This window comes from Armatimonadota bacterium (genome assembly GCA_031081585.1).
GTDB lineage: Bacteria > Sysuimicrobiota > Sysuimicrobiia > Sysuimicrobiales > Humicultoraceae > Geohabitans > Geohabitans tengchongensis.
The window spans coordinates 1-18,034 of record JAVHLY010000011.1; the positions used below are offsets into that span (position 1 = coordinate 1).

Annotated in this window: 20 protein-coding genes; 2 read left to right on the plus strand and 18 right to left on the minus strand. The window is 74.2% G+C overall.

Features of this window, described 5'->3' with window-relative positions; translation table 11 throughout:
• Window positions 1-64 precede the first annotated feature (64 nt).
• The 6 genes from RB146_05845 to RB146_05870 all read right to left on the minus strand — a co-directional run bounded on the left by RB146_05845 (window position 65) and on the right by RB146_05870 (window position 6,345).
• Complete coding sequence (locus tag RB146_05845; protein ID MDQ7828501.1) at window positions 65-292, minus strand: hypothetical protein; 228 nt, start codon at window positions 290-292, stop codon at window positions 65-67.
• Window positions 244-3,222 carry a GNVR domain-containing protein gene (locus tag RB146_05850; protein ID MDQ7828502.1) on the minus strand — a complete coding sequence of 993 codons (2,979 nt, stop codon included), beginning with the start codon at window positions 3,220-3,222 and terminating at the stop codon, window positions 244-246. Before RB146_05850 ends, RB146_05845 begins: the two co-directional genes overlap by 49 nt.
• Before the next feature lie 459 nt (window positions 3,223-3,681).
• Entirely contained in the window at window positions 3,682-4,146 is a 465-nt protein-coding gene (locus RB146_05855) for a zinc ribbon domain-containing protein (protein ID MDQ7828503.1), read from the minus strand.
• 65 nt (window positions 4,147-4,211) lie between these two features.
• Window positions 4,212-5,396 carry an SLBB domain-containing protein gene (locus tag RB146_05860; protein ID MDQ7828504.1) on the minus strand — a complete coding sequence of 395 codons (1,185 nt, stop codon included), beginning with the start codon at window positions 5,394-5,396 and terminating at the stop codon, window positions 4,212-4,214.
• A gap of 23 nt (window positions 5,397-5,419) precedes the next feature.
• Window positions 5,420-6,040: a transcription termination/antitermination NusG family protein gene (locus RB146_05865; GenBank protein MDQ7828505.1), complete on the minus strand. Its 621-nt coding sequence runs from the start codon at window positions 6,038-6,040 to the stop codon at window positions 5,420-5,422.
• The gene (locus tag RB146_05870) at window positions 6,040-6,345 is read right to left on the minus strand and encodes a hypothetical protein (protein MDQ7828506.1); all 306 of its coding nucleotides are present in this window, start codon (window positions 6,343-6,345) and stop codon (window positions 6,040-6,042) included. Before RB146_05870 ends, RB146_05865 begins: the two co-directional genes overlap by 1 nt.
• A 301-nt stretch (window positions 6,346-6,646) precedes the next feature.
• Between RB146_05870 and RB146_05875 the strand changes: the two genes are divergently transcribed.
• Together RB146_05875 and RB146_05880 are read left to right on the plus strand one after the other, a co-directional pair.
• Window positions 6,647-7,300 (plus strand): hypothetical protein, encoded by a 654-nt coding sequence (locus RB146_05875; GenBank protein ID MDQ7828507.1) that lies wholly within the window; start codon window positions 6,647-6,649, stop codon window positions 7,298-7,300.
• Window positions 7,301-7,857: 557 nt separating this feature from the next.
• A complete protein-coding gene (locus tag RB146_05880) occupies window positions 7,858-8,067 on the plus strand; it encodes a hypothetical protein (protein MDQ7828508.1) in 210 nt (69 codons plus the stop codon).
• Here RB146_05880 and RB146_05885 read toward each other — a convergent pair.
• Genes RB146_05885 through rpsB form a run of 12 tightly spaced genes read right to left on the minus strand, consistent with a single transcriptional unit; the run spans window position 8,025 to window position 17,768 of the window.
• A complete protein-coding gene (locus RB146_05885; protein MDQ7828509.1) occupies window positions 8,025-9,182 on the minus strand; it encodes a hypothetical protein in 1,158 nt (385 codons plus the stop codon). The two genes, RB146_05880 and RB146_05885, sit on opposite strands and share 43 nt — an antisense overlap.
• Window positions 9,183-9,235: 53 nt before the next feature.
• Window positions 9,236-10,438, minus strand: coding sequence for a methionine adenosyltransferase (locus RB146_05890; protein MDQ7828510.1), 1,203 nt, complete (start codon window positions 10,436-10,438; stop codon window positions 9,236-9,238).
• Entirely contained in the window at window positions 10,438-11,118 is a 681-nt protein-coding gene (locus RB146_05895; protein ID MDQ7828511.1) for an MgtC/SapB family protein, read from the minus strand. The genes RB146_05890 and RB146_05895 overlap by 1 nt, the downstream gene beginning before the upstream one ends.
• Window positions 11,119-11,124: 6 nt before the next feature.
• A complete protein-coding gene (gene ispG, locus RB146_05900; protein MDQ7828512.1) occupies window positions 11,125-12,282 on the minus strand; it encodes a flavodoxin-dependent (E)-4-hydroxy-3-methylbut-2-enyl-diphosphate synthase in 1,158 nt (385 codons plus the stop codon).
• A gap of 18 nt (window positions 12,283-12,300) precedes the next feature.
• Complete coding sequence (locus RB146_05905; GenBank protein MDQ7828513.1) at window positions 12,301-13,353, minus strand: M50 family metallopeptidase; 1,053 nt, start codon at window positions 13,351-13,353, stop codon at window positions 12,301-12,303.
• Between the two features lie 4 nt (window positions 13,354-13,357).
• Window positions 13,358-14,206 (minus strand): phosphatidate cytidylyltransferase, encoded by an 849-nt coding sequence (locus RB146_05910; GenBank protein MDQ7828514.1) that lies wholly within the window; start codon window positions 14,204-14,206, stop codon window positions 13,358-13,360.
• Window positions 14,199-14,915 carry an isoprenyl transferase gene (locus RB146_05915; protein MDQ7828515.1) on the minus strand — a complete coding sequence of 239 codons (717 nt, stop codon included), beginning with the start codon at window positions 14,913-14,915 and terminating at the stop codon, window positions 14,199-14,201. The genes RB146_05910 and RB146_05915 overlap by 8 nt, the downstream gene beginning before the upstream one ends.
• Complete coding sequence (locus RB146_05920; GenBank protein ID MDQ7828516.1) at window positions 14,912-15,112, minus strand: PASTA domain-containing protein; 201 nt, start codon at window positions 15,110-15,112, stop codon at window positions 14,912-14,914. Before RB146_05920 ends, RB146_05915 begins: the two co-directional genes overlap by 4 nt.
• Window positions 15,109-15,666, minus strand: coding sequence for a ribosome recycling factor (gene frr, locus RB146_05925; protein MDQ7828517.1), 558 nt, complete (start codon window positions 15,664-15,666; stop codon window positions 15,109-15,111). The genes RB146_05920 and frr overlap by 4 nt, the downstream gene beginning before the upstream one ends.
• Before the next feature lie 11 nt (window positions 15,667-15,677).
• Entirely contained in the window at window positions 15,678-16,415 is a 738-nt protein-coding gene (gene pyrH, locus RB146_05930; protein ID MDQ7828518.1) for a UMP kinase, read from the minus strand.
• A 13-nt stretch (window positions 16,416-16,428) separates the two neighbouring features.
• Window positions 16,429-16,944 carry a translation elongation factor Ts gene (locus RB146_05935; GenBank protein MDQ7828519.1) on the minus strand — a complete coding sequence of 172 codons (516 nt, stop codon included), beginning with the start codon at window positions 16,942-16,944 and terminating at the stop codon, window positions 16,429-16,431.
• Window positions 16,941-17,768, minus strand: coding sequence for a 30S ribosomal protein S2 (gene rpsB / locus RB146_05940; protein MDQ7828520.1), 828 nt, complete (start codon window positions 17,766-17,768; stop codon window positions 16,941-16,943). The genes RB146_05935 and rpsB overlap by 4 nt, the downstream gene beginning before the upstream one ends.
• Between the last annotated feature and the right edge of the window lie 266 nt (window positions 17,769-18,034).

Below are 18,034 nucleotides of genomic sequence, written 5' to 3' on the forward strand. Positions count from 1 at the left end.
CCCGTGCGGGCGTTGCGCCGTAGCCACCGCCGTCCCTCCGTCTCCCATGTTGACCTCCCCCCCATTATCGGGTGTCCATGGAAACCGGGTGCGGTGGACGGGCGCCCACCGCCAGCAGGCGGTCGCGGGCGCGGCGGGCCGCCTCCCGCGGGGTGCGCCCCAGCCACACCACCAGCAGGACCCCGTCCACGCTGGGGGCCAGCACCGCGGCGTCGGTCACCGGGAGGACCGGCGGGGCGTCGATCACCACGGCGTCGGTGCCGTCCCGCGCCTGCTCCAGCAGGGCGCGCATCTTCTGGCTGCCCAGCAGTTCCGCCGGGTTGGGGGGATGGTGCCGCTGGGGACGAACCAGAGGTTGTCCACCTCCGTGCCGCGGAGGGCCCGGTCCACGGGCCACCCGTCCACCAGCAGGTCGGTCAGCCCGAGCGTCCCCTCCGGCCCGAGCGTCCAGGCCAGGGTGGGCTTGCGCAGGTCGGCCTCCACCAGCCACACCCGCCGCCCGGCCTGGGCCAGGGCCACGGCCAGGTTCACGGCCACGGTGCTCTTGGCTTCCCCCGGGCCGGGGCTGGTGATCAACAGCAGGCGCAGCGGCCGGTCCGGGCTGGTGTAGAGCAGGTTGGTCCGCAGGTGGCGGAAGGCCTCGGCAAAGGGCGATCGCGGGTGGGACGTGGTGAGCAGGGGGTGGCCGTCCTGCTCGTTGCGTCGGCGGTGCACCAGGGGGACGGCGGCCAGGAGCGGCAGCCGCAGGTACCGGGCGGCCTCCTCGGCGGTCTTGAACGTGACATCCAGCGACTCGCTGAGGAAGGCAGCCCCCGCCCCCACCATGAGCCCGAGCAGCGCCCCAAACAGGGTGTTCAGCCTGACCCGGGGTCGGACCGGCGTGGCCGGCGGGACGGCGGCGTCCACGATGCGCAGGTCGCCCACGATGGAGGCCTCGGCGATGCGGGCCTCCTGCAGCTTGCCCGAGAGCAGCAGGTAGGTCTCCTCCGCCACCTTGAGGTTGCGGGTGAGGCGAGCCAGCTCCACCTCCTTGGGCGGCAGGCGCTTCAGGTCCCCGGCGTAGGCGGCGGCCGCGGCGGAGAGGGCGGTCTCGCGGGCCTGCAGGGCCTGCCGCTCCACCTCCAGCCGGATCGCCTGCGCCGCCAGGTCCTGGTGCAGGGGGTTCAGGGTGATCTGCCGGGAGAGCAGGGTCTGCGCCGCCTGCTGCCGCAGGCGCCCTTTCACCTCCTCGATGCGCGCCCGGGTGGCGATGACCTGGGGGTGGCGGTCGGTGAACTGTTTGCGCAGGCCGACCAGCTCCACCTCGAGTTTGGCCAGGTCGCTGCGCAGTTGGGTGGCCACCGGGTCTTCGCCCTGGAGGACGGTGGCGGCGACGGTGGGGGCCTGCTGGGCCAGGGCGGTGCGCACGCGGCGGAGGCTCGCCTCCACCCCCTGCCGCTCCGCCTCCGCCGCGCGGCGCTGCGCCTCGAAGTCGGCCAGCTTCTCCAGGACCAGGGTGGTCTGCTCGGAGAGCGAGACCTGCCCGCCTTCCACCTTGTAGCGGGCCAGGGCGTCCTCGGCGGCGCGCAGCTCGCCGCTGAGGGCAGAGAGGCGCCCCTCGATGAACTCCCGCCCGGCGCGGGCCTGGGAGCGGCGCGCCTCCAGGTGCCACTGGAGGAAGGCGCGGCCGACGGCGTTGGTGTTGGCGGCGGCAGATGAGGGCGTGGGGCCTTCCGCCTGGATCAGGATCAGGTCGGTGTTGCGCGCGCGCTGGACCTTCAGCCCGCGGCGCAGGGTGTCCAGGGCCTCCTCCGCCGCGGCGGCCTCCACCCCGAGGAGCCTGACGGCGCGGGAGAGGACCGCCCGGCTCTTCACGATCTCCGCCAGGGTGTCGACGAAGGTCTGCTGGCTGATGCCGGTGATGTCCGGCACCAGGCCGAGGCTGGACCCGCCGCGGTCCACCACCACCGAGGTCTGGGCGCGGTAGACAGGCGGGGAGGCGATGCTGAACCCCAGCGCCGTGGCCGCGAGGATGATGACGCAGGCGGCCACCAGCCACCAGCGCCGCAGGAAGACGTCCAGGTAGTCCCGGAGCGTGGGCTCCTGCTCCAGGGAGGGGTCCTGGGCAGGGTCGTGGACGATATCGCTGTTCCGCTCAGAGTCCAAGGGTGGCCTCCCACACCAGGTACAGGTCTTGTCGCTGCGCGCCGGCGACGTGGCCGGCGTTCGTAGTCGACGCCCACGTGGCGCTGAGGCGGTGCGCGACCGCATCGGAGGGCTGCCAGCGCACCGCCGCCGTGAGGGCGTGGGTGGTCTCCACCACCCCTGAGAGGAAGAGGCGCGCCCAGGCGTCGCCCGGGTCGGCCCAGACGTCCCCCAGCCGCCCGGGCCCCTTGCGGAGGAGGGTGTAGCGGAGGGCGACCCCCGCGCGCCCTGCCACGGGCGGGCGCGCCGCCTCCACCGCCCACGCCTCGCAGTCCGGGGCGCACCAGTGGCCCAGGCTGCGGCCGCGCAGGTGTAGTCCGCGGCCCGGCCGGTGGTGGTGTAGATCCAGTTGGTGGCGCGCACGTGCTCCAGCCGCAGCGCGGTGCGCCCGTCGCGGAAGAGGTCGACGAGGTAGATCCCCACGGCTCCTCCCAGGCGGCTGGGGAAGGGGTTGCCGGGGGCGGTGTAGTCGTCGACGTAGGCCTCGACGTAGAGCGCGGTTCCAGGCCGGGGGCGCCAGTCCAGGTCCAGAGCCAGGTTCACTTTATCGTCGAAGCCCGCAGGGCGGCGGGCCCGCAACGAGAGCCAGTAGGCCACGAACGGCACGGGGGTCAGCACGTAGGGGGCGTAGACCCCCGAGGCGGTGACGACGGTCTCCGAGAGGCCCACGCGCAGCGTGGCGGTGGGCAGCCAGTCGTAGCGCAGGCCGTGGAGCCACCGGCCGTCCTCGAGCGGGGCCAGGAGCTTGAGGCCGCGCAGCCGGTCACCGGCGGCTGCCACCCGCAGGGCGTCGAGGGGGCCGGCGTGCTCCGAGAGGACGAAGCCTCCCAGGGCTCCGGGCCCGCCAGGCCCCCACCGGTGGAGGTCCCGACCGAGCTGCAGCGTCAGGTCGAAGGTCTGGCGCAGGACGGTGGTGCCGGGACGAACTGCGCTCACGGTGAGGCGGTCGAGGGTGGCCCCGCTCGCTGCCGGTTCCCCGGGCGGCTGCGCGGGCGGCTCCCAGGGGAAGGGGGTCTCCCACCGGGGTGCCGGGCCCATGCGGTACGGCCGGTAACCCGGACGCCTCCTGCGCCCAGCCATGCGTCGTGCTCTCTCCCCCGCCGGGCTCCCGGTCGGGCCTCGCTGCCTGGGTCGGCGCCCCCTCCGCGGACCGCCTGGCCTCCCCGGACCGCCGCCACCTCAGGGGCAAAGGCCCGGGCCAGGGCCTCCAGGTCCTCGAGAGCCCAGGCGGGTGCGGCGCCCGGTAGCGTGCCAGACCGGATCGTCTCCTGTGCGGCCACGAGCATCCGCGCGATGTCCAGCCGTGTGAGCGGGCGGGTGGATGCCGCCCAGAGCGGGGCGGCGTTCAGGACCGCGAGGCGGTACAGGACCTCGTACGCCCAGTGGTCTGTGGGGACCAGGGCTGCCGGCCGCGCTGCGGGCGGGGCCTGCCACCCCTGGCCCGCGGTCGGCAGGAGGAGGACGAGGAGCAGGGCCAGGAGGGCATGTCCGACACCCCTACTCCCGCCCGGCCGCCGCCATCTCCCCCGCGGACCCCGACTCGCCCTCCTCCCCTTCGCCCCCGGCGCCCCCCGCCTCCAGCTCCTCCACCGCCTGGTCGAAGTCATCGCCCAGGTCCTCTCCCAGTTCCCGCCCCATGCGGCGCATGAACCGCGCCACGCTGCGGGGGTCGTGCTCGTCCACCTCGGCCAGCGACGGGTCGTCGGCCAGCGACTCCAGCCGGTCCTCTTCGGACCGCACCCGGGCCACGCGGGAGATGATGCGGGTGAGGCGGCGGCTGCCGCAGCGGGTGCAGACGGGGTCGGGGACCTCCGGGGGGAGCCAGAAGAGCTGGACCCGGGTGCGGCACTCCTGACAGCGGTACTCGTAGATCGGCATGCGGTCCTCACGCCCCTGGGAGAGGGTGGTGGTGTCGTGGCCGCGCACCGTCCCCGACGCCGCGCGGCCGACGACGCCACGCACGTTCCATCGTTGGGAGAATTGGAAAAGCGAGCCCCTCCCCCTCCTCCGCCGCCCCGCCACCATCCCTAGCGGAAGAGCCCCAGGATCCCCGACAGGATGCTGAGGATGACCTGCAGGCCGCTGAGCTGGCTCTGGGGGATGACGACCACGTCGCCCGGGAGGACCGCGATCTCCCGCGCCGCCCCCGCCGGCTGCATGAGCGCGGCCAGCTCGACGCTCACCAGCGTCCCCCCGTTGGGCAGCCGCTCCACCCGTCCGCCCGCGACCACCTGGTCCCCGCCCCCGTTGCGCCGCACGATGTGCACCGCCCTGGCCGTGGCCGCGCCCCGCTGCACCGGCCCGCCGGCCATGGCGATGGCCTGCAGCAGCGTCACCGGGCCCCGCACCGGGAAGGCGCCCGGGCTGTTCACGTCGCCCAGGACGTAGATCCGCGTGTTGAGCTCCTCCGGGATGAACAGGGTGTCCCCCGGCGCCAGCGGCAGGTTGTGGCCCATCTCCTGGCGCAGCAGCAGGGCGTCCAGGTGGAGCGCCACGGTCTCGCGCGAGGCCCGCACCAGCCGCGCCCCGCCCAGGGAGGCCTTTTCGGTCAGCCCGCCGGCCATGAGCAGGGCGTCCAGCACCCGGACCTCCCCCTTCAGCCGGTAGCGTCCCGGCCGCTGCACCTCGCCCAGGACGTTCACGATGTTGGTCAGGTCCTCGGGGACCACCAGCGTCTCGCCCCCGAGCAGCACCAGGTTCGCCGTCGCGTCGCCGGCCAGCACCTTCTGCAGGTCGACAGGCTTGGGCGGTCGCCCGGCCACCAGCAGCTGCCCCTGGGGGGCGGCCGCCTCGGTCAGCCCGCCCGCCTCGGAGAGGAGGTCGAGGAGGCGCGAGCCCGGCGCGAGCACATAGGTGCCCGGGCGCTCCACCTGTCCCAGGGCCGAGGCACGGATGCGCCGGAACTCCTTGACGATGACGGTGACCTGGGGCTCGCGGATGTACTCGGCGTAGGCCCGCGTGAGCACCCGGGTGAGCTGGGCCACGGAGAGGCCGGCCGCGCGCACCTCCCCCACCAGCGGCAGGCTGACCCTGCCGTCGGGGCGGACGGCCACGGTGCGGGTGAGGTCGGGGTACCCCCACACCGAGACCTCCAGGAGGTCCCCGGGACCGAGGATGTAGTTCGAGACGGCCTGGGGCGACGCGGGCGACAGGAGCAGCAGCGCCGCCAGGGCGGCAACGCCGGCGGCGGCGAGACGACGGCGGGCGTCCATCCCGCTGACCTCCGTTGCGGCTCTCAGGGTGTCACCGGGACACAGTTCCGCCCCAACCGTGCACGCCGAACTTCTCCGGCGGCCGGTCGTGCGGCGCTGTCCGCAAGGCGCGGCCGCGGCCGAGCCGCGGCCAGTATACGGTCAGGCCGACTCCAGGTCGGCCAGGTCGACCTCGACGCCGCGCGGTTGTCCCAGCAGGTCCAGCAGCACGCGCACGCGCCCCGCGCGGGACATGGACCGGTCGAAGACGGCCTCCAGCCCTCCAGGGGCCCGCGCAGGAAGCGCACCCGGGCGCCGCGGTCGTACCCGCGGCGCGGGCGCACGAACCCCAGCTCGGCCACGCGCACCTGGATGGCGCCGACCACCTCGTCGGGGACGGGGACGGGCCCCTCCTCCGTCCCCAGCACGTAGCGCACGCCCGGCGCCCAGCGCACCCGGTCGTAGGTGCGCGGGTCCGCGACAGCGGGGGGAGTCCGGACGAAGAGGTACCCGGGGAAGAGCGGCTCCAGCAGGGTGACGCGGCGCGTGCGGTAGCGACGGATCACCTCCAGCAGGGGGAGCAGCGTGCCCACGCCGCGCGGCGTGAGGTGGGCCACGACGCGGGCCTCCTGCCCCCGCTTGGCGCGTACCGCGTACCAGACCATCACGGGGGGACGACCCCTCCGGCGGCCGCGTCGCCGTCCAGGACGACCCGGCGGGCGGCGTCCCCGCCGGCCTGGCCGTTCTGATTGACCCCCACGGGAGGCGCTTCCCACATGCGCAACCCGTCCCGCGGGTGCAGCGCGGAGCGCAGGACGTACCAGAGGGCACGTCGCCCGTCGGGCAGCAGGCGGAAGAAGATCCCGATGATGGTGTAGTCGCTGCCCTGGAACCGGACCACGTGACGGCTGCCGGCCGTGCCGGTGTACGCGCACTGGTCGGCGGCCGCGTTGCGGTACGTGAAGCCCATGGCCTCCCCTCGGGCACCGGGCTGCCCGCCCGGGCGTCCACGAACACACCGGCGAACAGACTTACGAGACTCCGTGAGCGGTTCTTGGGCTGTTGAGGACCCTTATAGCGGGAACGCGCCGCGCGGTCGATCTGGGAAAAGGGGGAATGTGCTCTCAACGAAACGTATATTCGCTTCGTCGCGATGACCAGGGCAGCCGCCGCCGCGTGCCTTCCTCGCAGGTGGCGCCTACTTGATCGGAAGGGCGTCCAGAGAATGCATTCACAGATTCTCACAGCAGCTCAACCCTTTGGGTGTTGGGATGCCCCAGACCGATGGTGAGGCCACCCTGCAGGTGTCCCTGCAGGCCCACGAGCTGCGCCTGGGCGGTCGCCGTTTGGGCCTGACGCCCAAGTTCCTCGACCTCTACGCCTTCCTCGCCCTGCAACGGCTGCAGGGCAATCATCGCTTCCTCACCGCCGCCGACATCCGCGCCCTGCCGCACTGGAGCCGGTCGAAGGCGGCCAGCGTGGGGAAGGAGATCCGCCGGCACGTCAGCCAGGTTCAGCGGCGGGGATGGCGCCTCATCGAGTCCCCCCGGGGGGCCCTGACGCAGCTCTTCCGGCTGGCCCTGGGTCCCGAGGCCATCGCCTTCGATGTCCCCCTGGCGGAGGTGCGCGCCCACCTGCTGCTGGAGGTGGCCCAGCCGGTCACTCTGGACGACGCCGAGGCCCGCTACGTCCTGGGGTCGGCGCTGGCCGAGGCTGAGTGGGCCCTGGACCGGGGAGTGCTGGACGAGGCAGAAGCGGCATTGGCGCGCGTGGCCGAGAACGGCGTCCACCACGCCCGGCACCAGGTGCTGGCGCGAGTCCTGCGAGCACGCCTGCTGGAGCTGCGCGGCCAGATCCGCGCCGCCCTCGCCGAGGCCGAGGACGCGGTCCGGGTAGCGAAGGAGCAGGGGGGGACTACCTGGTGACGGCCCGGGCCCACATCATCCACGGGTGGATGCTGCGGGCGACGCGCCAGTGGCAGGCGGCCCACGCCGCCTACGTCGGGGCCTGGCATCGGCTGGAAGGGACACGCCACTACCGGGAGCTGGGGGCAATTTTCCGCGGGCTGGGACACCTAGCTAGCGCGGGCCCGTGGGGAACTCGACGCCGCCGTCGCCCACTTCCTCTGTACGTTCGAGTACGCGACGGCAGACGCCCACCCCTGGGGCGTCCAGGCCGCCCTCTACAACCTGGGGCTGTCGAGACCGAGCGGGCGGACAGCCTGGCCGAGCCCGGCAGCTAGGAGGAGGGGTACCGCCGGGCACGGCGGTGGGCGGAGCGTTGCCTGGAGGTCGTCCGCCGGACGGGGTGCGGGGCCGATTCGGGCGAAGCCGAAGCGCTGCTCTCGCGCATCGCCCTGGCCCTGCGGCAGCCCGAGGAGGCGGCCCGCTGGGCACGCGAGGCTCTCCAGGCAGCGAACCGGGCCGGCAACCCGCGCAGCCAGGCCGCGGCGCTCGCCTGCCTGGGGCAGACCCTCGCTGCCGTGGGGTCGGCGGAGGAGGCGGCCGGGCCGCTGCCGAAGGCGGCCGACCTCTACGAGGCCTTGGAGGTCCCCGACGAGGCCGCCCGCCTCCGCCGCGTCCTCCGTGGGGCCCTGGCGGCCGGCCATCGAGCCGACGCGGACCTGCGCGCCGTCGTGCCCCGATCCCCCTACCGCCGCTCCAACGGCACCACCCAGACCAGCCCGGTGTAGCTGCCGCTGTTCGTGCCGTAGGCCAGGTGCCGCCCGTCCGGAGCCCAGCGCACCTGCAACGGCAGGGCGGGGTCCGGGAACTCCGCCGTGAAGCGGGCGGCCCGCAGGCGCCCGGGGCCGAGGACGTCGGCGATCCAGATCTCCCCGTGGGCGTCGTCCAGCACAGTGGCGAAGGCCACCTTCTCCGAGGCGGGAGACCAGTCCAATCCGGTGACGCGGGCGGCCTGCTCAGTGAGGCGCCGTCGGGCGCCGCCGTCGGCGTTCGTCACCCAGACGTGCTGGCGGTGGGAGAGGATCGGCACGCGGGCCCCGTCGGGCGCGGGGGGGCGCACCGCCTCGGGCGCCACGAAGGCCACCCGACGGCCGTCCGGGGAGAGGCGGTGGAGCCAGGCGTCCGGGGCCACCCGGAGGAGCGGGCGGCGGTCGGGGTAGGTGATGCGCCAGCGCCACAGGGTGGGAGGCTGACCTTCCCGGCCGCCCACCGCGATGAAGAGGAAGAGGTCGTCGGGGAACCACTGCACCCCCGCCACCTCCACCCCCGTGCGCTCGTAGACCAGGCGGCGGAACCCCCCGTCGGCGCCGAGCAGCCAGACCCCCGCCCGGGGCGGGTCCCCGGGACGGGCCCCGGCGGCGCGGGCGGCCACGGCGAACCGGTCGCCCGTGTGTCCCCAGGCCACGTGGGTGGCGAACCAGGGCATGCCGTCCCGCGACGGGGGCAGGCGGATGCGGCGGCGGCGCGACCCGTCCACCCGCAGCACCCACACCTCGCCGCGGTCGATGTAGGCAAGGAGCTGACCTGCCGGGGACCACGCCAGGTCGGTCACGACCCCCGACGGCGCCAGCCGGCGTTCCCCCCCCGCGAGCGGCTGCACCCAGATGCCGTCGGTGGTGGCGTAGGCGATGCGATCGCCCTGAGGGCTCCAGGCGGGCGGGCTGAGTGCCGGCCGGTCGCTCAGGCGTCGCGGCTCACCCGGCCGCAGGGCGGCCGTGCCCACCGGCGCGGGGGTCTGCGTGATGGCGCAGGCGGCGAGGAGGAGCACGGCCAGGGCCAGGATGGCCAGCGCTCTGCGCCGGGGCCCCCACTGAAAGCCGTGGTGCTCTCCCGCTCCGCCCACAGTGGACCGTCGCAGCCGAGGCTGGCCGCCAGCCGCTCCGAAGCCGCCGCTAGCTAGACGACCGGGTAGCGCCCCTCGGCCAGCTCCCGGGTGAGGACCGGCAGCGCCGCCAGCTCCCGCTCCAGGACCTCCAGGACCTGCCGGCGGATGGCCGCTTTGCGCGCGCCCGGGGCCGGGATGATCTGCGCCGCGGCGATCTTGGGCTGGTCGATGGGCGCGCCGATCTGGCTGAGCATCCAGACGTAGACCTCGCGGATCCCCCGCACCTCTTCGTGGATTCGCGCGGCTACCTGGTGGGTGAAGATCGTGTAGATCTTCCCCACGTGGGAGACGGGGTTCTTGCCCGCCGCCGCCTCCGTCCCCATGGGGCGGTTCACGGCGATGACCCCGTTCACCCGGTTGCCGCGGCCGATCTGGCCCGAGTCGCCGCTCTCCGCGGAGGTCCCGGTGACGCTCAGGTAGACGCCCCCCAGGCCGCGGCCGGGCGCGTCCAGCGTGTTGATGTCCAGGGTGACCTCATCGAAGGTGGTGTGCCGGCGGACGAAGTCGTAGACCGCCTCGCGCATCTCCGCCTTGCGCCGGAAGTAGTGCGCCTCCCCCTCGATGAAGCGGTCGACGAAGGCCACGGCCGCCGTGAGCGACAGGCGGTTGCCGTGGCGGAAGCCCATGACCTTGATGTCCTCGCCGGCCTCGGGGAACTCCTGCTTGAAGGTGCGCGAGTTCATCAGGTTCTCCACCTGGCGGACGATCAGCTCGGTCGGCGTGAGGGGGGCGTAGCCGACGGCGGCGGAGGTGTCGTTGGCCCCGGGGACCTCCCGGTGGAAGATGTCCACGAGCTCGGGGGAGCCGGGCTTGATCTGCACGTCGTAGATCACGTGCTCCTCGGGGTCGACGAAGCGCAGGTGCTCGGCGATCCAGGCCCGCGCGGTGGTGACGGCGATCTCGGGGACCGGCACCTCCTCGTCGTTGTAGCGGTAGGTGGCGCGGTCGCCGAAGATCAGGCGCATGGGCTCGGTGATGCGCCCGCCGCCGAAGGCCACCTCCGCCCCGCCGGCCACCAGGAAGGCCTTGTCGATGTTGTGGTGCAGGACGACCCCGAAGCGCGAGAGGTACTCGCGGCTCAGCGCGATGGAGACCCGCTCCATGATGGCGTCGCAGATGGAGTCGGGGTGGCCCACGCCCTTGCGCTCGACGATCTCCACCTCGTGCTCCGCCACGGGCTTGCCGGCGAGGAACTCGACGTTGGTGTTGCGCATCAGCCGGCGGCCTCCTTCCAGCGGACCTCCTCCACGCCCTCCACGTCGCCGAGCGCCACCAGCACCTCTTCCTTGGTCACCCGCGAAGGCAGGCGGACGGCCAGGCTCATGGTCACGTGCTCGTTCAGCTTCTGGGAGAGCTCCACGTGCTCGATGTTCACGTTGAAGGCCCCCAGCACCGTGCCGATCTTGCCGAGCTGCCCGGGGCGGTCCACCATGAGCACCTCCACGGTGGCCTGCCCGCGGCGGGGGATCCAGCGCTCGATGCGCTTGAAGGGGATGAGCACGGCCATGACCAGCGCCGTGGTGGCCACCGCCCCCTCGTAGAACCCCACCCCGGTGGCGGTGCCGATGGCCGCCACGGTCCACAGGCTGGCGGCGGTGGTGAGCCCCTGCACCGTCACGCCGCTGCGCCAGATCGTCCCCGCCCCCAGGAAGCCGATCCCCACCACGATGTTGCTGGCCACCCGCGCGGGGTCGGCGCCGCTGCCGAAGAAGCCCACCCGGGAGACCAGGGTGAAGAGGGCCGCCCCCAGCGAGACCAGCATGTGGGTGCGGAAGCCGGCGGGCTTTTCCACCGTCTCCCGCTCCAGCCCGATGAGGCCGCCCAGGCAGATGGCCAGCAGCAGGCGGAGGAGGATCTCCCAGGTAGGGATGGGGGCGGTGAGGAGCTCCGGCATCGTCCCTCAGGACGGGCGGGCGGGCGCCGGCGCGGCGCCGGCGGCGTCGGCTCGCTCCGCCGCCCCATACTTCTCCCGCGCCACCACCGCGACCTGCTCCATGAGCGCGTCCACCAGGCGGTCCTCCGGCAGGCTGGCCACGATCTTCCCCTCCCGGAAGAGCAGCCCCATGCCGCGGCCGCAGGCGATCCCCAGGTCGGCCATGCGCGCCTCCCCCGGGCCGTTCACGGCGCACCCCATCACCGCCACCTTCACCGGCGCCCGCACCTGGGCCAGCCGTCGCTCCACCTCGGCGGCGATGGCGATGATGTCCACTTCGGCCCGGCCGCAGGAGGGGCAGGCCACCAGCTGCACCCCGCGCGTGCGCAGCCCCAGGCTCTTCAGGATCTCGTAGCCGGCGCGCACCTCCTCCACCGGGTCGGCGGCCAGGGAGACGCGGATGGTGTCCCCGATCCCCAGCGCCAGGATGGCGCCGATCCCCACCGCCGACTTCACCGTCCCCGGCCCCAGCGTGCCCGCCTCGGTGATCCCCACGTGCAGCGGGTAGGGGACGGCCTCGCTGACCCGCGTGTAGGCCTCGATGGCCATGGGGACGTCGCTGGCCTTCACCGAGACGACGATGTCGTGGAAGTCCAGGTCCTCCAGGACGGCGACGTCCTCCAGGGCGCTGGCCACCAGCGCCTCGGCGGTGGGGCCGCCGAAACGGCGCAGCATCGCCTTGCTCAGCGACCCGATGTTGGCCCCGATGCGGATGGGCACGCCGCGCTCCCTGGCCGCCCGGGCGACGATGCGGGTGCGGTCGCGGCTGCCGATGTTCCCGGGGTTGATGCGCAGCTTGGCCACCCCGGCCTCCAGCGCGCGCAGGGCCAGCCGGTAGTCGAAGTGGATGTCGGCCACCACGGGAAGGGGGCTGCGCGGGACGATCTCGCGCAGGGCGTCGGCGGCGGCCCGGTCGGGCACGGCTACGCGGACGATCTCGCACCCCTCCGCGGCCAGCTGGTAGATCTGCGCCAGCGTGGCGTCCACGTCCCGCGTGTCGGTGACGGTCATCGACTGCACGGAGACGGGGGCCCCGCCCCCGACCTCCACCCGCCCGACGCGGACGCGGCGGGTCTGGGTGCGGGGCGTGAGCCGGCGCGGGACGGACGGAGCGGTCGTGAGCATGGCGGCCGGCGCGCCCGCCTACAGGCGGCGGATGTCGCGCATCGTCAAGGTTACCAGCAGCAGGAGGAGCAGCGCAAAACCGACCAGGTGGATGTAGCCCTCCCGGCGGGGGTCGACCGGGCGGCGCCGCAGCGCCTCCACGGCCAGGAAGACCAGCCGGCCGCCGTCGAGGGCGGGGAAGGGGAAGAGGTTGAAGATGCCGATGACCACGCTGAGGAAGGCCGACATGTAGAGGAAGTGCTCGAAGCCGGTGCGGGCCGCCTCCACCAGCGCCGCCCCCGCCGCCACCGGCCCGCCCAGGTTCTCGAAGAGCTGCCCCACGCGGATGAGGCCCACGATGGCGCCCACCAGCGTGACGACGATCTCGCCGGTGCGGCGGACCGCCCAGGCCAGCGCCACGGGCGGGGTGTAGCGCCGGCGCACCGGTTCGGGGGAGAAGCCGATGAGCCCGATCTGCTGGTTGGGGGCGAGCCGCGGCGTGACCCGCACGGTGAAGCGCCGGCCCGCGCGCTCCACCGTGAGCACGAGGGGTTTCCCCGGGCTGCGGTGGATGGTGCGCACCACCTCCTCGCCGCGCTCCATGGGCTCGCCGTCGATGGCCACGATGGCGTCCCCCGGGCGCAGCCCCACCTGCTCCGCCGGCCAGCCGGGCAGCAGCGTGCCCACGCGGTTCGTCACGCCCACCTGGATGCCGTAGGTGGAGCCCAGCAGGGCGAGGATGCAGACCGCCAGGACCAGGTTCATCACCGGCCCGGCGGCCACGATGGCCGCCCGCTGCCCGACCGACCGGTGGCGGAAGGAGCCGCGCGGGTCGGCCGGCTCGTCCAGGTCCTCGCCGGCCATGCGCACGTAGCCGCCGAAGGGGAGGAGGTTGACCGCGTACTCGGTCCCGCCCCGGCGGAATCCCCAGACGCGCGGGCCGAAGCCCAGCGCAAAGGCGTGCACGGTGACGCCGACGCGCTTGGCCACCAGGAAGTGGCCCAGCTCGTGGAAGAAGATCATGGCGCCGAACGCCAGCACGGCCAGGAGCAGCCACTGGCCCGTCGCCAGCGTCGGCCACAGCTCGCTCATCGCCTCACCTCATCCACGCCCGCACCGCCAGCAGCGCGGCGGGGGCGGCCAGCAGGAGGGAGTCGAACCGGTCGAGCAACCCTCCGTGGCCGGGCAGCAGGACCCCAGCGTCCTTCACCCCGGCGGAGCGCTTGAGCGCGGATTCCGCCAGGTCGCCTGCGGCGCCCGCTGCGGCGCTCACCGTCCCCAGCACGGTCCCGACGCCCACCGGCACTCCCGCGAGGGCCGCAGTCACGGCGCCCGCGGCGGTACCGGCCAGGAGCCCCGCCGCCGCCCCCTCCCAGCTCTTCCGCGGGCTGATGGCCGGGGCGAGCGGGCGCCGCCCGTAGGCCCGGCCGGCGAAGTAGGCCGCGGCGTCGGCCGCCCACACCGCCGCCACGACCGCCAGGGTCAGGCCCTGCCCCCCGGGGGACCGCCGCAGGAGGGCCAGCGCGACCAGCAACAGCGGCAGGAGGGCCGCGAGCAGCGTGGCGCCGGCGTTGGCCAGCGCCGCGAGGCGGCGCGGGCCCGGGAACTGGGCGAGGAGGGCGGCGACGAGCAGCGCCGCGGCCAGGCCGGCGCTCCACCCCGGGGCCCACACGAGCGCGGCGAAGAGCGCCAGACACCCCGGGAGCGCCACCTCGGGGGCCGGATCGAGCCCGGCGGCCCGCGCCAGGTGCACCACCTCCCACCCCGCCACCAGCGCCAGCAGCCCCAGCAGCGCCTCCCAGGGCCAGCCGCCCAGCAGCAGCGCCGCCAGGAAGAGCGGCAGCGCCAGGGCGACCGTCACCAGGCGCCGGGCCACCTCCGGCAGCGGGTCGCCCGGGGACCGGGCCGAAGGCGCAGGCGCGGGGGCGAGGCGCTCGTCAGCCACCCGATGCCACCCCCACCGTGCCGAAGCGGCGCTGCCGCTGCTGGAAGGCGGCCACGGCCGCCTGGAGGTGGGGCCGGTCGAACTCCGGCCAGTAGACGTCGCAGAAGTACAGCTCCGTGTAGGCCACCTGCCAGAGGAGGAAGTTGCTCAGCCGCTGCTCCCCGCCGGTGCGGATGAGCAGGTCCGGGTCGGGCAGGTCGGCGGTGTAGAGGTGGCGCGCCACCGTGGCCTCGTCGATGGCCTCGGGGCGGAGGCGGCCCGCCGCCACCTGGCGGGCGATGCGGCGCACCGCCTCCACCAGCTCCGCCCGGCCGCCGTAGTTCAGCGCGAAGCTGGCCACCAGCCGCCGGTTGCGGCGCGTGCGCGCCTCCACCCGCCGCAGCTCCGCGGCGATGGCGGGGTCCAACGCGTCCAGCGCGCCGGCGATGCGCACCTGCACCCCCTGGCGGTGCAGCTCGTCCGCCTCCTCCGCCACCGCCTCCCGCAGGAGCACCATCAGCCCTTCCACTTCATCGGCCGGGCGCTGCCAGTTTTCGGTGGAGAAGGCGTAGAGGGTCAGGTAGGGGATGCCGAGCTCGATCGTCCCTTCGATGGCGCGGCGCACGGCGCGCCGCCCGGCCCGGTGCCCCTCCAGGCGGGGCAGGCCGCGGTCCCGGGCCCACCGCCCGTTGCCGTCCATGATGATGGCCACGTGGCGGGGAAGGCTCACGCCCCCGCCTCGACCCGCTCGGCGGCCACCGTGAGGACCAGGACCTCCCCTTCGAGGCGTTGCCGCACCACCCGGCGCGGCCCGGCGGGGCGGCCGCGCGGCGGGGCGGCCTCCTCGACCCGCACCGGCACCCCGGCGGCGCGCAGCCGGGCCTCCGCCTCGTCGAGCCGGTAGCCGAGGAGGTCCGGGAGGCTCATACCTCCAGGATCTCCTTCTCCTTGGCCTCCAGGAGCCTGTCCAGCTGCCCGATGAACTCGTCGGTGAGCTCCTGCAGCTCCTCCAGGGCGCGGCGGGCGTCGTCCTCCGAGACCTCGCCCTCCTCCTCCAGCTGCTCGATCAGCTCCTTGGCCTCGCGGCGGATGTTGCGGATGGCCACGCGCCCCTCCTCCGCCTGCCGCCGCACCAGCCGCACCAGCTCGCGGCGCCGCTCCTCGGTGAGCGGCGGGAGCGGCAGCCGGATGACCACGCCGTCGCTGGAGGGCACGAGCCCCAGCTCGCTCTTGAGGATGGCCCGCTCCACCTCCTTGACGACGCTGCGGTCCCAGGGCTGTACGACCAGCAGGCGCGGCTCCGGGACGGAGATGGTGGCCAGCTGGGTCACCGGGGTGGGCACGCCGTAGTAGTCCACCTTGACGTGCTCCAGCAGCGCCGGCGTGGCCCGCCCGGTGCGCACGGCGGCGAACTCGCGCCGCGTCGCCTCCACCGCCTTCTGCATGCGCGCCCGCGCGTCCTGGAGGACCTCGCCGGTCATCCCCGGCCGGCTCACCGCCGGCCCCCCACCAGCGTGCCGATCTCCTCGCCCAGCACGGCGCGGCGGATGTTGCCCGGCACGGCCACGTCGAAGACGATGATGTCCATGGCGTTGTCCCGGGCCAGCGCCACCGCCGTGGCGTCCATCACGCGCAGGTCGCGGTTGAGCAGCTCCATGTAGTCGAGGCGGCGGAAGAGCACCGCGTCGGGGTGGGTGCGCGGGTCCTTGTCGTAGACGCCGGCCACCCCGCGCTTGGCCATGAGCAGGGCGTCCGCCTCGACCTCGATGGCGCGCAGGGCGGCGGCGGTGTCGGTGGTGAAGTACGGGCTGCCGGTGCCGCCGGCGAAGATGACCACCCGCCCCTTCTCCAGGTGGCGGATGGCGCGGCGGCGGATGAAGGGCTCGGCCACCTGGTGCATCTCCACGGCGCTCAGCACGCGCGTCACCAGGCCCTCGCGCTCCATGACGTCCTGCAGGGCCAGCGCGTTCATCACCGTGGCCAGCATCCCCATGGTGTGGCCGGTGACCTCGTGCAGGCCCAGGCGCCGCGAGACCTCCTCGCCGCGGACGAAGTTCCCCCCGCCCACGACGATGGCCACCTGCACCCCGGCGGCGGTGACCTCCCGCACCTCCTGCGCCACCAGCCGGAGGACCTGCGCGTCCAGGGGGGCCTTGCCCTCGCCGGCCAACGCCTCCCCGCTGAGCTTGAGGAGGATCCGCCGGTACCGTGGGGCCGGCCCCTCGGCCATGGGGTGCCCTCCGCTACTCGCCGACCCTGAACCGGGCGAAGCGGCGCACCTGGATGTTCTCCCCGACCTTCGCCACGGTCTCCCGCACCAGCTCGCCGATGGTGCGGCGCGGGTCGCGGATGTAGGGCTGCTCCAGGAGGACGAGCTGGGCCAGGTCGGGGCGCGAGCGGTCGTCCTCCGGGACCTCCTCGCGCGAGACGTACAGCGGGCCCGTGGCCGCCACCTGCATGGCCAGCTCGCGGGCCAGGCGCCGGAAGTCCTCCGTGCGCGCCACGAAGTCGGTCTCGCAGTCCACCTCGACCAGCGCGCCCAGCCGCCCCCCGGCGTGGATGTAGGCCTCCACCAGCCCCTCCGTCGTGGCCCGCCCGGCCTTGCGGGCCGCCGTGGCCAGGCCCCGCTCGCGCAGCAGCGCGGCGGCGCGCTCCAGGTCCCCGCCGGCCTCCTCCAGCGCGCGCCGGCAGTCCATCACCCCGGCGCCCGTGCGCGCGCGCAGGGCCTTCACGGCGTCGGCGGTGATCGGCGTCCTCACTCCTCCACCTCCGCCTCGACCTCCACGGGGAGGAGCTCCTCGAAGGCCTCCTCCCCCGCCGGCCCCTCCTCGGCCTCGGCGCCCACCGCCACCGGCACCGGCTCGCGGGCGGCCGCCTCCTCCTCGACCTCCAGCTTGCGCCGCTCCTCCAGCCCTTCCAGCGCGGCGTTGGCGATGCGGTTGGTGATCAGCCGCACGGCGCGGATGGCGTCGTCGTTGCCGGGGATCGGGTAGTCGACCTCATCGGGGTCGGCGTTGGTGTCGACGATGGCGATGAGGGGGATGCCGAGCTTGCGCGCCTCGGCCACGGCGATGTGCTCCTTGCGGGTGTCCACCACGTAGACGGCGGCGGGCAGGCGGTTCATCTGCTTGATCCCCGACAGGTACTTCTCCAGCCGGGCGTACTCGTCGGCGATGTGGGCCTGCTCGCGCTTGGGCAGGACGTCCATGAGCCCGCGCGCGCGCATGTCCTCGATCTCGCGCAGCCGCTCGATCCGCTTGCGGATGGTCTGGAAGTTGGTGAGCATCCCGCCCAGCCACCGCTCGTTCACGTAGGGCTGGCGGGCGCGGGTCGCCTCCTCGCGGATGGCGTCCTGGGCCTGTTTCTTCGTGCCGACGAAGAGGATCTCGCCTCCCTGGGCCACGGCCTGGCGCACGAAGCGGTAGGCCTCCTCGATGAGCGGCACCGTCTTCTGCAGGTCGATGATGTGGATGCCGTTCCGCTCCGTGAAGATGAAGCGGGCCATCTTGGGGTTCCACCGCCGGGTCTGGTGCCCGAAGTGGACCCCCGCCTCCAGGAGCTGCTTCATCGTGACGACCGGCACCGCGTTCCTCCCTCCCCGGGTTGCGCCGCCACCGCCCTCCTCCGGCGGGCCCATCCGCAGGGCGGACACCCCGCCCGCCGTCCGGCGGTGTGTGACCTCCCCCGCCCGCACAAAGAGGGGGAAGGCCAGGCCTTCCCCCCCACGGACACGGGGTGGCGTACGAGTCTTGCTGAGTATAGCACGCGGGCTTTGGCCCGTTCAACGACTCAGTCAGGATGTCTCGGATCTCTCTGCAGGACACGACGGGCCGGGGCCGCGGGACGTAC